This is a genomic window from Bradyrhizobium sp. (assembly GCF_027307225.1).
GTDB lineage: Bacteria > Pseudomonadota > Alphaproteobacteria > Rhizobiales > Xanthobacteraceae > Bradyrhizobium.
Window position 1 is genome coordinate 11636 of record NZ_DAHUXJ010000121.1, and the last position, 14966, is coordinate 26601.

The 14966-nt window shown below is 62.7% G+C and carries 14 protein-coding genes; 9 read left to right on the plus strand and 5 right to left on the minus strand.

Annotated elements, in window-relative coordinates; genetic code table 11:
- The first annotated feature begins 760 nt into the window (after positions 1-760).
- Positions 761-2539, plus strand: coding sequence for a D-alanyl-D-alanine carboxypeptidase (locus M6D32_RS20595; RefSeq protein WP_298259660.1), 1779 nt, complete (start codon positions 761-763; stop codon positions 2537-2539).
- A 196-nt stretch (positions 2540-2735) separates the two neighbouring features.
- On the opposite strand, the gene M6D32_RS20600 is transcribed toward M6D32_RS20595, so the two are convergent.
- Complete coding sequence (locus M6D32_RS20600) at positions 2736-3467, minus strand: DnaJ domain-containing protein (RefSeq protein WP_298259662.1); 732 nt, start codon at positions 3465-3467, stop codon at positions 2736-2738.
- Positions 3468-3607: 140 nt separating this feature from the next.
- Here M6D32_RS20600 and M6D32_RS20605 point away from each other — a divergent pair, with 140 nt between their 5' ends.
- Positions 3608-4006 (plus strand): DUF302 domain-containing protein, encoded by a 399-nt coding sequence (locus tag M6D32_RS20605; RefSeq protein ID WP_298259664.1) that lies wholly within the window; start codon positions 3608-3610, stop codon positions 4004-4006.
- A 6-nt stretch (positions 4007-4012) separates the two neighbouring features.
- On the opposite strand, the gene M6D32_RS20610 is transcribed toward M6D32_RS20605, so the two are convergent.
- Both M6D32_RS20610 and M6D32_RS20615 read right to left on the minus strand, forming a co-directional pair.
- Complete coding sequence (locus M6D32_RS20610) at positions 4013-4765, minus strand: VWA domain-containing protein (protein WP_298259666.1); 753 nt, start codon at positions 4763-4765, stop codon at positions 4013-4015.
- A 227-nt stretch (positions 4766-4992) separates the two neighbouring features.
- Positions 4993-5196 (minus strand): hypothetical protein, encoded by a 204-nt coding sequence (locus M6D32_RS20615; RefSeq protein ID WP_298259668.1) that lies wholly within the window; start codon positions 5194-5196, stop codon positions 4993-4995.
- Positions 5197-5649: 453 nt separating this feature from the next.
- Between M6D32_RS20615 and M6D32_RS20620 the strand changes: the two genes are divergently transcribed.
- The 3 genes from M6D32_RS20620 to M6D32_RS20630 all read left to right on the plus strand — a co-directional run bounded on the left by M6D32_RS20620 (position 5650) and on the right by M6D32_RS20630 (position 8785).
- Complete coding sequence (locus tag M6D32_RS20620) at positions 5650-6702, plus strand: type III polyketide synthase (RefSeq protein ID WP_298259737.1); 1053 nt, start codon at positions 5650-5652, stop codon at positions 6700-6702.
- A complete protein-coding gene (locus M6D32_RS20625; protein ID WP_298259670.1) occupies positions 6699-7229 on the plus strand; it encodes an isoprenylcysteine carboxylmethyltransferase family protein in 531 nt (176 codons plus the stop codon). The genes M6D32_RS20620 and M6D32_RS20625 overlap by 4 nt, the downstream gene beginning before the upstream one ends.
- Positions 7230-7306: 77 nt before the next feature.
- Positions 7307-8785, plus strand: a complete 1479-nt coding sequence (locus tag M6D32_RS20630) for a DHA2 family efflux MFS transporter permease subunit (RefSeq protein ID WP_298259739.1) — start codon at positions 7307-7309, stop codon at positions 8783-8785.
- A 23-nt stretch (positions 8786-8808) separates the two neighbouring features.
- Here the strand turns inward: M6D32_RS20630 and M6D32_RS20635 are convergent, their stop codons facing one another.
- Entirely contained in the window at positions 8809-9570 is a 762-nt protein-coding gene (locus M6D32_RS20635) for an SPFH domain-containing protein (protein WP_298259672.1), read from the minus strand.
- Positions 9571-9758: 188 nt separating this feature from the next.
- Here M6D32_RS20635 and M6D32_RS20640 point away from each other — a divergent pair, with 188 nt between their 5' ends.
- The 3 genes from M6D32_RS20640 (at position 9759) to M6D32_RS20650 (ending at position 10979) form a co-directional block, all read left to right on the plus strand.
- Complete coding sequence (locus M6D32_RS20640; protein ID WP_298259674.1) at positions 9759-10190, plus strand: cupin domain-containing protein; 432 nt, start codon at positions 9759-9761, stop codon at positions 10188-10190.
- A gap of 196 nt (positions 10191-10386) precedes the next feature.
- Positions 10387-10575: a type II toxin-antitoxin system HicA family toxin gene (locus M6D32_RS20645; protein ID WP_298259676.1), complete on the plus strand. Its 189-nt coding sequence runs from the start codon at positions 10387-10389 to the stop codon at positions 10573-10575.
- Between the two features lie 5 nt (positions 10576-10580).
- Complete coding sequence (locus M6D32_RS20650) at positions 10581-10979, plus strand: type II toxin-antitoxin system HicB family antitoxin (RefSeq protein WP_298259679.1); 399 nt, start codon at positions 10581-10583, stop codon at positions 10977-10979.
- Positions 10980-11145: 166 nt separating this feature from the next.
- Here M6D32_RS20650 and M6D32_RS20655 read toward each other — a convergent pair whose 3' ends face one another.
- On the minus strand, positions 11146-12204 hold the full coding sequence (locus M6D32_RS20655) for a hypothetical protein (RefSeq protein ID WP_298259681.1): 1059 nt from the start codon (positions 12202-12204) through the stop codon (positions 11146-11148).
- Positions 12205-12440: 236 nt separating this feature from the next.
- Between M6D32_RS20655 and bamA the strand changes: the two genes are divergently transcribed.
- The gene (bamA, locus tag M6D32_RS20660; protein ID WP_298259683.1) at positions 12441-14813 is read left to right on the plus strand and encodes an outer membrane protein assembly factor BamA; all 2373 of its coding nucleotides are present in this window, start codon (positions 12441-12443) and stop codon (positions 14811-14813) included.
- The last annotated feature ends 153 nt before the right edge of the window (positions 14814-14966 follow it).

Here is a 14966-nt window from a genome sequence, read left to right on the forward strand (position 1 = left end):
ACAGGGCGAGGTTCTACCGGCGGCACGAGCCTTCGGCCAAATTCGGAAAACTCCTCCTGACCGTCCGCCCCTTGCCGACATGACCCATCCAGGCCCGCGGCGCGAACAAGAATATGGGTCGAGCTGCATCCGCCTGCAAGCTCGGAAAATATTTGCGATCGCCCAGCTGACAGTCTCCAGGCGACCGCTCGGCTTGCTGCAAACCCGATTCTCCGAACGGCGTTCCCAAAGTTTATCAATTAGACCTGTCTTGACAAAGCTTGGCCTCTGGAGATTCACGCTGCTTTTCCAAGCTGGCTATTTTCGGGCGCGACGGTCGGCCAGAACTGCCCGACCCCCTTGCTTCGACCGGCGTTCTCCCGCCCGGATTTGGCCCAGCGTTCCCGAAACCAGGCGACCTGGCCCAGGCGACCAAGCCCGTCAGCTCGCCTGGCGCGGCCAGCCGATCCAAAGGGCATGTGCGTCGCATAAGAGCCCGTATTGCCCCCTGGAAAACTTCCAATCCGGTGCTTTCCCGCAAGGCTTCCTTAATCATTTGGAAACCCCCGCCCCCTACCCTGATTCCTAGGGCTTGTCCGGTAAGGGACCGGCTCGGAAATCTGTTTATGAACAGCGTCTTAGCTAGAATGGCGGACTGTCAGCCGAAGCGGCGGAATGAACCGCGCTGTCGGCTTCTGAACAGGGAAAGGTCATCGGACGGTTGGGCATAATTTGGCCTCACGAAGCGGTGATCAAGACAGAAAATAGGACGGGAAAGTTCATGCTTCGGACCAACTTGGTTACCTCGCGCGGGTTGCGGGTTTACTTCTTCGGGTTTGTCGCGGTCACCGCCGCAGTCGCCTTCACCACCGATATCGCCGAAGCACGCCATTACCGACACTACCACCACGCCGTCCGCAATCACCACGCGGAAGCGTCGGAGGACAGCTATGGCCCGCCCTTCTCGGAGATGATCGTAGACGCCAATTCCGGCGCGACGCTTTCGTCTACCAATCCGGATGCGAGCCGCCATCCCGCGTCGCTCACCAAAATCATGACGCTTTATCTGCTGTTCGAGCGCCTCGACGCCGGCAAGATCAAGCTCGACACTGAACTGCCCGTTTCCAGACGTGCGTCCGAACAGGACCCGACCAAGCTTGGATTGCTGCCGGGCCAGACCATCCGCGTCGAGGATGCGATCAAGGGACTGGTGACGCGTTCCGCCAACGATGCCGCTGTGGTGATCGCCGAGGCACTCGGCGGCAGCGAGGAAGATTTCTGCAAGTTGATGACGCGCAAGGCCCATGCGCTCGGTATGACCCATACCACCTACGTCAATGCCTCAGGGCTTCCCGATGACGCGCAGGTAACGACCGCGCGCGATCAGGCAACGCTCGGCCGCGCCATTCAGGATCGCTTCCCGCGCTACTATCGCTATTTCTCGACCGTATCGTTCACCTTCCGCGGCCATTCGATCGCCAACCACAACCATCTGTTGGGTTCGGTTGAAGGCGTCGACGGTATCAAGACCGGCTACACGCGCTCTTCCGGCTTCAATCTCGTCACTTCGATCCGCAGAGGCAATCGCCATCTGGTTGGCGTGGTAATGGGCGGCCACAGCGCCGGCTCTCGCGATGCCATAATGCGCAATCTTCTCGCCGAAAATCTTGATAAGGGCGCGACCCACCGCACGGTCGCCGCGATCACCGAGCACAATCCGTCCGGGCCCAACGTTCAAGTTGCGAACAGCGACGACGAGGATGCGGCCTCCGCGTCGGACGCCCCGACCGCGGCGCTTGCGCCTGCACCTAGCCAGCCGGCTTCGGTTTCGATCACGCCTGCGGCGCCGCGGCCTGCGGCTGCAGCTTCCCTGATGTCGAGGGCGACAGCCGACGCATCGTCGCTAAAGTCTGGGTCCAGGGCAGAACAGGCCCGGACCGAGCCTGCCCCCTTGACCAGCGGCGTTATCCAGACCCAGCCGATCGCCGCGATCCCCGGTTCGTCCGAACCGATGAAGCCGGTCAGGGTGAAGACGGTTCAGATCAAGGCTGGTCAGGTCAGACTGGCCTCCGCCGGTCCTGCCCAGCCCGCCCCGCCCATCACCAGCACGATCCCGGCACGATCCGACGTTGCGGAAACCTCCAAAGCGGTGGTCGCAAAGGCAGAACTGCCCCCGCAGCCCCTCGGCCACGGCACCGGCAACGGTATCTTGGGCGTGCTGCCGGCCTCCAGCGTCGCTTCCCCATCGCCCTCGCAGACATTGGCCCACGCCGAACCTGCCCAGCAGCCGTCTGCCAAGCCCGAAACCGTCCATACCGGATGGATTGTTCAGGTCGGCGCGCTTGAAAGCGAGAGCGAGGCGCAAAAGCGGATCGAGGCGGCCCGCGACCATGCCCATGGCCTGCTCAACAAGGCCGATCCTTTCACTGAGACGGTCGTCGCCAAAGGCGATCGTACCCTGGTTCGGGCCCGTTTTGCCGGCCTTGACCGCGACCAGGCGGAAGCCGTCTGTCGCACGCTCAAGCGCAGCGACATCTCCTGCATGACGGTTCACAACTAAGACAGCAGACAGCCAATTCCCTGCAAACGGGCGGCCGCCTTAAGGGGCCGCCCGTTTCGTTTGCAACCTCTCGTCAAGATTTTGCGGTTAGACCTTAAGCAAAATCGGTCACGCCGGGTAACGGCGGGCGGTAACGGCGTCTGATGGATGGAAGGTGGCGGCTCAAAGGCGTTCAGCGTTTGATGGCGTTCCGGAGTTAGTTGCGATGCGTGCGAAGCAAAACCTCTTTGGCCTCGTTTACACGGGCCGCGAGGTACGTCGACCCCCCCTGGTCGGGATGAAGTTTCTTCATGAGCATACGGTGGGCACGGCCGATCTCCTCGCGTCCCGCCCCCGGCTTCAGGCCAAGGATCTGATAGGCCTCCTCGTCCGTCATTTTGCTGCTCGCCGCCGCACGGCGTTGCCGCCCTGCCGCATCGCCTTGCGCGTTCTGACGCCAGGCGGGAAACCGGCGGTCCAGATAGCTTTCAAGTAACGGCACGCTCTCGGCGTCCAACTCACCGAACATTGCAAGCAACGCCGGAAGGTCGAAATCCTCCAGCGAGCGTCCGGCATTCCGGCCGGAAACGATCGTCCCCGTCAGCGCCCCGGTATCGTGATCTAACGCCATCTCGAAAAACCGGGAGCGGACGCGCGAGGCCTGGCCGCGTGACCGCTGCCCGCCTCCGACGCCAAAAAGTCCGCCAATTGGCCCAAACCCTTGCGAGCCGAGCGGCGCCCATCCGAGTAACCCGGCGCCAAAGATGCCAAGCGGTACGGCGACCGCGAGTTCGCCCTTGAGCCCGGTGAAAGCCGCAACCGCAAGCGCAAGTATGCCGCCGCCGATCTTGACGGCGCGCGCCAGCACGGCCGGATTGGCCGCGCGAAACATCTGCAGCAGCAAATAAAGTATGATGACGGCGACGGCGCCTGCGACCAGGGTGGGCATGGTTCTCCATATAGCAATTGCACCGCGCGAAAAAAGCGTGACGAGTCCGACCGGCCATCGGATCGTCAAAAAACGCTTTGGCGCTGCGCTTCCCTGAAATTATCATTTTCAGCGTGCTGGAATTTCTGCGGGAGGGCAACATGACGGTCCAGGGTTTGACGACCATCAAAAGCAGTCATGGACCGAACGAGACCATGGCGCGGCTTGAAAGCGCCGTGAAAGCCAAGGGGTTGACGGTCTTCGCCCGGATCGATCATGCCGGCGGTGCGTCCGCAGCCGGCCTTTCGTTGCGGCCGACGGAAGTCCTGATCTTTGGAAATGCCAAGGGCGGAACGCCGCTGATGCAGGCCGTCCAAACCGTTGGAATCGACCTGCCCCTCAAGGCGCTGGTCTGGCAGGACGCGTCGGGTGAAACCTGGCTTTCGTGGAACGATCCGGCGTGGCTCGCCGCACGGCACGGCCTGAGCGGCGTGGAAGCCGTAGTCGGCAAGCTGGCAGCACTCCTCGAAGAGCTGGCCAAGACGGCAACGGCGGCGTGAGGAGAGTCACTTCATCTGACCGAGCAGATTGGCCGCACCGCGGTCGTTTCGTGAAAGCTTGAGCAGTGCCTCGCGTCCTCCCGCGGCATAGGCGGCGGCCGCGCGCAAAAGCTCCCGCAACTGGGCGGCTGCGCCCGGATCGAATCGCGACCACGCCCCTCCGGTGAGCCGCGCGATTTCGCGAAACGCCCGCTCGACCGCGGCGTCGTGCCCTTCCTGAAACATGAAGACCGGCACCTTGAGCAAACCGAGCTCACCGGCTTTTACGCAGAGGTCATCGACGCCTTCCTCCATGGCATCGCCGACGAACACAACGGCCCGCACCCCGGAAGCGACGGCCTCTCGCCGTGCCTCCGACAACACCTTGCCGATCTGGGTGTTGCCGCCGCGGCAATCGATCTTGCCCATCAGCCGCGCCAATGTGGCGCTGTCGGAAATCCAGCCCGAAGCGCGGCATTCATCGAAGCCGCGATAGTAGACCAGCCGAATATCGAGGCTGCCGAGCAAGGCAGCTTCGCGAAACATGTCGGCTTGCAGGGCGCACGCCATGTCCCACGTCGGCTGGCGGCTCATCGTAGCGTCGAGCGCGAAGATGAGCCGGCCCTTGTTGCCCGGTGCGAAGGGCGACATCGCCTTTGCCCTGGCGACAAAGGCGGCAATGTCCTCGGACGTCGACGGTGGCCGCTCCGGCAACGGATTGCCTGCGCGGTCGCGCGCGATTGGCTTGTCGGACTTCGGGTTGCGGGGATCACCGGACATGGCCTGCTCCTGCCGGCGCAATGTGGGTTGCGCCCACAGGCCGGTCAATGCGGCTGCACAGGTCCAACCCTACGGCAAACGCTGGCTAGTGCGGTGAATTTGAAGTTCCTATCAGTTTCGCGGTAATCTCGTCATAGGAGCTTCAAATTCTAAACCGCACTAGAATCATATAATTGGCTAGTGCTCCTTTGATTCCGAAGTTCGAAACGTGGCTCCGCAAAATGGGCTCAGCGCGAGTTGAAGCCGCCGTCCATGCCGCCGGGAAGCGGCGCGGGGTCAGTGGCCAGATGCTCAACCCAGTTGAGCACCTCTGCGCGCTGCGCCGGCGAAAGCTTGACGAAAGCCTTCCATAGCCTCAAACCTTGGACGGTCTCGTTCGATGGGTAACCGAGCGTGGCGCTGACTTCCAATACAGATGTGCGGTTTTTCATCTCGCGCCTTTAGCGGTGATGTGGGCAAGATGATGTCGGCAATGGGAGCCAAACACGCCTCGCCCGGGTGGAAAGTATGCCAAGGAACAACCCCTCGGGCAAGGCTGCTTGGATACCGGCGACAGACGCAATGGCCGAATTGCAGCTTTTTCCTGCGGCAAAACGCTTGAAGCGCGTGCAAGCGTCGAAGCGGGCAGAAGGATTCCGGCATTGAAACCCCACGTCGCGTTGCGGCAACAATCAGCAATCGAGCAGACACGCTTCACAACACATGCGCCCGGCGCACGTTCCCATCGTTGAGGCCGCTTCCGTCGATGTCGGCCTCAATGGTCGAACGCCCATGAAAAACTCACTTTTATGTGACGCCTTGTACCGAAAGCTCCGAAATAAACCGTCGCCGCCGCTGTTTCCACCATTACGTAAAACCACACGGAAGACCTGTCCATGCCCAAGGTGCCGCCCGAGGCCGCGCTGCTCTCGCTTTCGACCTCGGTCCCTCCCCACATCTTCCCGCAGAAGGATATTCTCGACGCCGCCTGGGAGGTCTTCGGCAGCCGCTTTCCCGACTACGGCCGCTTCGCCAGCATTTTTGCCAACACCGGAATCATCAAGCGCCATGGCGTCAAGCCGTTCGACTGGTACCTGACCCAGCGCGGCTGGCCAGAGCGGACGGAGGCCTTCTTCGAGGGCGCGGAAGCGCTGTTCATCGAAGCCGCAACCGGCGCGTTGGCCAAGGCCCACCTCGCGGCCGCCGACGTCGACACCGTGGTCACGGTCTGTTCGACCGGCATTGCGACGCCAAGCCTCGATGCGCGGATCGCAAAACGCATGGGCTTCCGTTCGGACGTCTCGCGTGTGCCGGTGTTCGGGCTCGGCTGCGCCGGTGGCGCCTCCGGCCTGTCGATTGCCTCCCGCCTGGCGCAGTCGCGCCCCGGCACCAACGTGTTGATGGTGACGGTCGAGCTCTGCACGCTGGCGCTTCGGCTCGACGAACTCTCCAAGGCCAACATCATCGCCACCAGCCTGTTCGGCGACGGCGCGGCGGCGATCGTGCTGCGCGCAGGCGACGGCGGCGAGACGCTGATCGAGGCGGTCGGCGAGCATCTTTGGCCGGATACGCTGGACGTCATGGGATGGAACATCGATCCCCTGGGCTTTGGCGTGATCCTTCGCCGCACCATACCCGAGTTCGTCACGTCCGAACTGAAGCCGGCGCTGACGCAGATCCTGGCGCGCATGGATCGCAAGATCGCCGACTACGACAAACTCATCTTTCATCCCGGTGGCGCCAAGGTGATCGACGCGATCGAAACGGCGCTGTCGCTCCACCAGGGCACGCTGGAGCATGAGCGGGCCGTGATCGCCGACTACGGCAACATGTCGGCGCCGACCTTGCTGTTCATCCTCGAACGCAACCTCGCGAAAGGCTTAGCCCACCGCTCGCTACTGACAGCGCTCGGCCCCGGCTTTACCGCGAGCTGTGTCTCGCTGCGGCGCGCGGCGTGACGGCGACTGCGATCCTCCTTGCTCTGGTGACCGCCCAGCGCGGCGCCGAGTTGATCCTTTCCCGGCACAACACGAGAAAGTTGGTGGCGCAGGGCGCCATCGAAGTGGCGCCGCAGCACTACCCCCTGATGGTCGCCGTGCATGGCGCCTGGCTTGCCGCGCTCTGGGTCTTCGGACACGACCAGTCGGTCAATCTTGCCGCACTTGCCGCCTATCTTGCGCTTCAGGTCTTGCGCGCCTGGGTGATGATGACGCTCGGCCCGCGCTGGACCACGCGCATCGTCGTGCTGCCGAACGCGCCGCTGGTCGCGGGCGGTCCCTATCGCTATCTCCGCCACCCCAACTATGCCGTTGTGGCCGGCGAGATCGCCGTTCTGCCGTTGATGCTGCATCTTCCCGAACTCGCCGTGCTGTTCACGACGCTCAATGCGATTGTGCTTTTCATTCGCATCCGCGCCGAGGACCGCGCGCTCGATCTCTCGCGCCGCCATGCGCTGCAAGAAGCACCAAGAGCGACAACGCCGTGAACGGAGACGCCATCACGAGCGAGGCGCTGGCCCTGCCGGAAGACGCGAGCGCGAAGACCTGGCTCGGCTTCATCCTGATGTGCCTTGGCATGTTCATGGCGATCCTCGACATCCAGGTGGTCGCGACTTCGCTGCCCGCCATCCAGCAAGCGCTCGGCATCTCGCGCGATGCGATGAGCTGGATCCAGACCGCCTATCTGATCGCCGAGATCACGGCTATCCCCCTGACCGGCTGGCTGACGCGGCTGCTCTCGCTGCGCTGGCTGTTCGTCGCGGCGATCAGTCTCTTTACTCTCGCCTCGGTCGGCTGCGCGGCAAGCGGCAGTTTCGCGACGCTGATTTGCTTTCGCGTCTTGCAGGGCTTCGCCGGCGGCGCGCTGATCCCGGCGGTGTTCTCCGCCGTGTTCCTGCTGTTTCCGCTGCGTCTGCATCCGGCGGCCACGACACTCGCCGGCATCGTCGCGGTGCTGGCGCCAACCATCGGCCCCGTCGTCGGCGGATGGATCACCGACAGTTGGTCGTGGCACTGGCTGTTTCTGATCAATATCGCGCCGGGAATATTGGCGACCGCGGCCACGCCGTTCCTGCTGCCACAGGAGAAAGTGAACCTCGCCGAGTTCAAGATCCTCGATCGGCTGTCGCTTGTCTTGATGGCGATCGCGCTCGCCACGCTCGAACTCGGCCTCAAGCAGGCGCCGCTCGATGGCTGGCTCGCACCGAGGCCGCTGCTCTTGTTCGCAGCGAGTTTGGCGAGCGGCTGGATTTTCGCGAAACGAACGCTCAAGGCGGTGTATCCCGTCGTCGAACTCACCACGCTCCGCGCGCGGGCTTTTGCCGTCGGCTGCGGCTTGAGCTTCTGCCTCGGCGTCGCCCTGTACGGCTCGGTCTATCTGATGCCGGTGTTTCTCGCCTATGTCCGCCGCCACGACGCCTTCGAGATCGGCACCATCATGCTGGTCACGGGCGTGGCGCAACTCGTCGCGGCGCCCGTCGCGGGCTATCTCGAAAGCCGGCGCGATCCGCGCAAGCTGTCGGCGTTCGGCTTTGCGCTGTTTGCGATCGGCCTGGGCATGAGCGCATTCCAGAGCCGGACCGCCGACTTCAACGAGATGCTCTTGCCGCAAGTGCTGCGCGGCGTCGCCATCATGTTCTGCCTGCTGCCGCCGACGCAACTGGCGCTCGGCGCGCTGACGGCAGCGCAGGTGCCGGACGCCAGCGGGCTCTTCAACCTGATGCGCAACCTCGGCGGCGCGATCGGCATTGCCGTGATCGACACCATTCTTTACGGCCGCACGGTCGGCCATGGCGAGGCGCTGCGTGACCGGCTGATCGCGGGCGACGTGTCGGCGGCAAAGGCGATCGGCCTCGATGTGCAGTTGTTCCTGCATCCGCCACCCGACGTGACGCAGGCCACGATCGAGGCCTACGTCCGCCCGATGGTCGAGCGCGCGGCGTTTGCGATGTCGGTCAACGAAGCCTGGGCATTGCTGTCGGCCGTCGCGCTGGTGGCGCTGACGCTGGTTTGGTTTTGGGGCAAGCCGCATGCGAGATCTTGATCCCTCCCCCTTGCGGGCCCGCCCTACTTCACCGTCGAATCCTGTTTCAGTACCGCGAGCGCCTCCTGCACCGTGGTCATGAACTGCGCCGGGAAGATGATGGTCGAGTTCTTCTCGACCGAGATTTCCGCCATCGTCTGCAAGGTGCGGAGCTGGAGCGCGACCGGATGCTGGGTGATGATGTCGGCGGCTTCGCCGAGCTTCACCGCGGCCTGGTATTCGCCCTCGGCCGCGACGATCTTGGCGCGGCGCTCGCGTTCGGCCTCGGCTTCGCGCGCCATCGCCCGCTGCATGTTGTCCGGCAGCATGATGTCCTTGATCTCGACCGCCGTCACCTGCGCGCCCCATGGCTCGGTATGCGTGTCGATGACGTCCTTGATCTGCTCGTTGATACCGGCCGTATCCGACAAGAGCTGATCGAGGCTGAAGCGCCCGACGACGTTGCGCACCGTGGTCTGGCTGATCTGGTTGATCGCATTGTAGACGTTTTCGATCGCAATAACCGCCTTCTCGGGATCGGTGAGGTGATAGTAGGCCACCGCCGCGATATCGATCGAGACGTTGTCCTTGGTGATGATCTTCTGGGAGGGGATCTGCATGGTGACCGTGCGCAGGGATACCCGCGTCATGGTCTGTAGCGGCACGAAGATGAACGTCAGCCCGGGACCGCGCACGCCCTCGAACTTGCCGAGAAAGAACACCACGCCGCGTTCATATTGCTTGATCACGCGGATCGCGCCGAAGGCATAAATGACGACGAGCACAATCAAGAAAGAAAAGCCCATGTCGCTCTCCTCGTTTTAATCCCTGAGCCGGACCATCGCATTCTATGTAGGGTTGATGAAGCCAAAGCTACAAGGCCTTCCCGTCACCCTTTCGGCTCGCTTGCCGCTTGCCAAGCCTCCCCTGCTCGGGCAATTTTTCGCCCCGAACCGGCCCAGCGAAAACGCCGGTCATCACACGGGAGGTCACCATGCTCTCACGCCGAGATTTTGCGACCGTCGCATCCTGCGCGCTCTGCTCGCTGTCAGGGTTTATCGCCACCGACGCTTCCGCCCAGACGCCGCCGCCGGCGACCAACGGTACGCCGGGCGTGAAACGGAAAATCCTGTCACAGACCGATGGTCCGACGCCGGGGTACACCACCCTGGTGGTCGATATCGAGATCGAACCCGGCGTCTTCATCGGCCGCCACACCCATCCCGGCATCGAGAGCGCCTACATGCTCGAAGGCGGTTTCGATCTGCCGATCGAGGGCCAGCCGACCAGGACATTCAAGCCCGGCGATGGCGTGGTGATCCCGCCCAACACGCCGCATGCCGGCGGCAAGAACGGCGACAAGAAGAGCCACATCGTCTCGACCTACATCGTCGAGAAGGGCAAGCCGCTGGCCTCGCCGGCGTAGGGCTTGCGCCACTCTCTCCTTCGTCATGGCCGGGCTTGACCAGGCTTGACCCGGTCATCCACGTTTTGCTTTCGCGGATACAAGACGTGGATGCCCGGCAGAAGGCCGCAGAGGGCCGGGCATGACGAGGAGACACCGTGATGCTCATACGCAACGAGGCATTGACAAACTCGCCCAATGTGTATAAATACACACCATGAAGAGCCGAGAAATAATCTCGGCCTTTCAAGGAGATGGTTGGGTTCAAGTGGCGCAAAAGGGCAGCCACGTGCAATTCAAACACCCCCGAAAACCTGGCCGTGTCACGGTTCCTCATCCCAAACGGGACATCCCGATCGGGACACTGAGGAGCATCGAAAAGCAGGCCGACCTGAAACTGAGGTAAGCGCGATGCGCAACTTCATTGGTCTCATCCATAAGGACGCCGACAGCGACTTCGGCGTCTCGTTTCCGGATCTTCCGGGTATTATCACCGCAGGCACCAGCCTCGACGACGCGCGCGCGATGGCGGAAGAGGCGCTCGCCCTTCATATCGAGGGCTTGATCGAAGATGGCGAGGCGATCCCCGAGCCTTCCGCGCTTGAAGACGTCATGGCCGATCCGGACAACCGTTCGGGCGTTGCCATTCTCGTTTCCGTCAAAACGGATCAGCCGAAAGCCATCCGCGTCAACGTCACCTTGCCGGAAGATGTGCTGAATCAAATCGACAAATATGCGCAAGCCCACGGCTTCACACGATCCGGTCTACTGGCGCAGGCCGCGAAAAAGCTGATGACGGAAACGGCGTAGGTTCTTTCGTCGTCGCCGCGAGCCTCCCTTTCTAGCCGTCATTCCGGGGCGCGAGTGAAACGAGCGAGCCCGGAATCCATGTTTCCCCACATTCCAGCGGCACTATGGATTCCGGGCCTGCGCCTTACTGCGCATCCCGGAATGACAACGGATAGAGCGCCCGCCCCTACTCCTGCTGCTTCTCCCAGAACGACAGCAAGCCTTGGCCGGCGGAGCCGCCAATCACGCAGGGAATGCCGATGGCGACCGCGCCAAGCGCTGCGGCCGAGACGCAGCCGAGCGCCACCGCGCCGACGCCAACCTGGCCCCAGAAATCGAGATTGCGCCGCGAGTCCGATCCCTTCGCCTTCATCTCCTCGACCGCGGCGAGCGCATCCTTGCGAACCGCGCCAAGCTGCACCGTATCGGCCGCCTCGACCACTTCGGTGAGCGGCACCTTCACGTTTTCGGGTTGTACCTTGATCTCGCTGCGCAAATATTCGCGCAAAGACGTATCGCGCACCGCGTAGCTGGCGAGCGTATAGCGCGCCATGCTGCCAACGGTGAGTTTATCCACGGTATCGCGGCTCTTGCTCCAGGGCAGCATGGCCATGATGCGCAGGATGGGGCGGAACGAGCCGGTCGCGAAGTAATAGCCCCACAGCGTATCGAGCAGGTCCTGGTTGCCCGCGAAGGTCTGCTGCATCTTGATCTTCTTGTCGTCCTTGGCGAAGGGGTTCTTGGTAAAAAAGCCCTTGAACTTGTCCATCGCGCCGGGCTCTGTTGCTTCGAGCGGAATCTCGGTCAGCGTCGGCAGGGTGCCGGCCAGATACGCATTGATCATCACCTGGCGGCCGGGCATTTTCGGCGCGATCTTGCGCAAGAGATTGCGCCAGTCGGGCACACCGGAAAACGCGATCGCGCGCACGATCACCCATTCGTCTTCCGCCGGCACCGGGAAGAAGCTGTTGACGAGTTGCTCGGCCTTCGCAGGGTTCGATGCGATCGCGCCTGCAATGAAGCCGAGATAGATGCCGGCATTTTCCGGCTCCTTGAAAGTCTGCGCATGAAACAGCACGCGCACGGCAGCGGGAATGTGCCCGTAATCCGGCTTGGCGCGGTAGTTGTAGATCCACTGCTGCACCACGCCGAGCGAGGCGCGCGGGTCGATTTCCTGCGGTGACGTGACGGCGAAAGCGGGCTCGACGAAAAGCAGGATGGCGAGGCAGAACGCTACGCAACGCATGTGATGCTCCTGTAGCGCTGGCGAAGGCCTGCATCTTTCGACCCGCGGAGCGCCATTTGAGCAACAGTCTAAAAATCATTTTGAGCGGCAAAAGGACATTTTCTGGATGGCCTCGCGCCGCTCGCGTCGAAATTGTGGCGAACCCTGAGGTTTAAGGCACCATCTCTCCCCGCCGCAGACATTGTTTCGCCCCTCGCAGCCATTTCCATGGAGGTGAGCCAACAGGTACTGCGTAAATGAGCTTATTGCAGGCGCGAAGCCGGAGCGACCGGCGGGCGAAGACAGGCGTTCTGAGCCTCGCCGCGCTGTTGTTTTTATCCGTACCGGCCTTCGCCGACGACATGAAGCCAGCCGCAACCGACAACAAGCCGAACGCGACCATCGTCGTCGAAGGCAACAAGCGCGTCGAAGCCGCCACCGTGCGCTCGTATTTCCGTAGCGACGCCAACGGCCGCTACGACGAAGCCGCGCGCGATGCGGGCCTGAAGGCGCTGATCGAGACCCGCCTGTTCGACAGGGTTTCCGTCGATCGGTCCGGCGAAAAACTGATCGTGCATCTGCACGAGGCGCCGATCCTGGGCAAGGTCGCATTCGAGGGCAACAAGCGCGTCAAGGACACGGATCTGACGCCGGTCATCGAATCCAAGCCGCGCGGCAGCCTGCAACCCGCCGTCGTGCAATCCGACGTCAACAAGATCGTCGAGGCCTACAAGCATCTCGGCCGCGACGACGTCAGCGTGAAGCCCGTCACCATCGATCGCGGCAACGACCGCGTCGACCTCGTGTTCGAGGTGACTGAAGGCGCCAAGACGCCGGTCAAAGAGATCAACTTCGTCGGCAACACCGCCTTCGGCAAGCGGCAGCTCCGCGCCGTGATCAAGACGTCGCAGAACAACTTTCTGAGTTTCATCACCGGCGGCGACGTCTACGATCCGGATATCGTCAACAACGATCGCGAGCTCCTGCGCAAGTACTACCGCAGCAAGGGCTATGCCGATGCCGAGGTGCCGGCCGTCAAGGCCGAGTACGATCCGGCCGCCAAGGGCTTTGCCCTGACCTATACGATCGAGGAAGGCCAGGCCTATCGCTTCGGCGACGTCTCGGTCGATTCCCATATCGAGGGTCTCGATGCCCGGAAATTGCGTCGCCTGCTCACGGTGCAGTCGGGCGCGACCTTCGATGGTTCGGCGCTCGACCGCAACAACGAGAAGATCTCGACCGAGCTCGCCAAACTCGGCTATCCCTTCTCGCGCGTGCAGGCGCGCACGACGCGCAATGGGGACGGCAAACGGATCGACATTGCGTTTACCATCGATCAGGGGCCGCGCGCCTATATCGAGCGTCTCGACATTCACGGCAATATCAAAACCCGCGATTACGTGATCCGCCGCGAATTCGATGTCCGCGAAGGCGACGCCTTCAACAAGGGATTGATCGACCGGGCCGAGCGGCGGCTGAAGAACCTCGATTACTTCAAGACCGTGAAAATCACGACCAGACAAGGCTCGACGCCGGACCGTGTCATTCTCGATGTCGACTTGCAGGAAAAGGACACCGGAGATTTCAGCATCGCCGGCGGCTATTCGACCACCGACGGCTGGCTTGCCGAACTCAAGCTCGGCGACAGGAATTTTGGCGGCACGGGGCTCGCGCTCAACTCCGCCTTCTCCTACGGCCAGTATGGCCGCGGCTTCGATGTATCAGCTACCGATCCCGGCTTCTTCGGCAACCGCGCTTCGGCCGGCATCGACCTCTCCGCGAAACAGACGGACTTCAGCCCCTACCAGTCCTACGGCACGCTGAATTACGGCGCGACCATGCTGGTCGGCACGCCAATCTCCGAAGAGCTCGGCATGCAGTTCCGCTATTCGATCGCACGCCAGGACGTCACCCTCGATCCCGCTTCGCTCGCCGTACCGCCCTCGATCGTGGTGCAGCAGGCGGCCGCGAGCGGCCCGCAATGGGTCTCGTCCGTGGGCGATACCGCGACCTATTCGACGGTCGACAATCCGAAGGCGCCGACGGATGGATTCACTTCGCAGCTTCGGCAAGACCTCGCCGGGCTTGGCGGCGACGTACGCTTCCTGCGCACGACCGAAGACTTCCACTATTATCACGCGCTCAATGACGACGTCGTCGCGCTCGCCCGCGCGCAAGGCGGCTACATCACCGGCTGGGGCGGCAGCCAGGTGCCGCTGATCGACAACTTCTTCGGCGGACCGTCGCTGGTGCGCGGCTTTGCGCCCAATGGATTCGGGCCGCGCGATCTCACGCCCGGCACCACCATGGATAATGTCGGCGGCAGCATGTACTGGGCGACATCAGCCGAGTTGCAGAGCAACGTTCCCGGCCTGCCGTCGGAGTACGGATTGAAGGCGATTGCGTTTGTCGATTCCGGCAGCGTGTTTCGCTATAGCGGGCCGACGACGTTTCCCGGCTCGACGCAATCGCTGCAACTCGCCAATGCCAACGTGGTGCGTTCTTCCGTTGGCGTCGGCATGACCTGGGCCTCGCCCTTCGGCCCGCTCAACGTCACTTATGCCGTGCCGATCACCAAGGCGTCCTACGACGTGATGCAGCCGCTCGGCTTCACGGCCTCGCCGTTTTGATAACCTTCGTTTCGTAGAGCACTTCATCTCTCCCGCAAGCGGCGCTTGCGGGGAGAGGCGAGGGGAAGGCTACGCCAAGGAGCGGACAAGAACGCGCAACACCAGCAACTCCGCGCAAAACAGGTGGCATTGGCTGTGAATGATGCTAGGAAC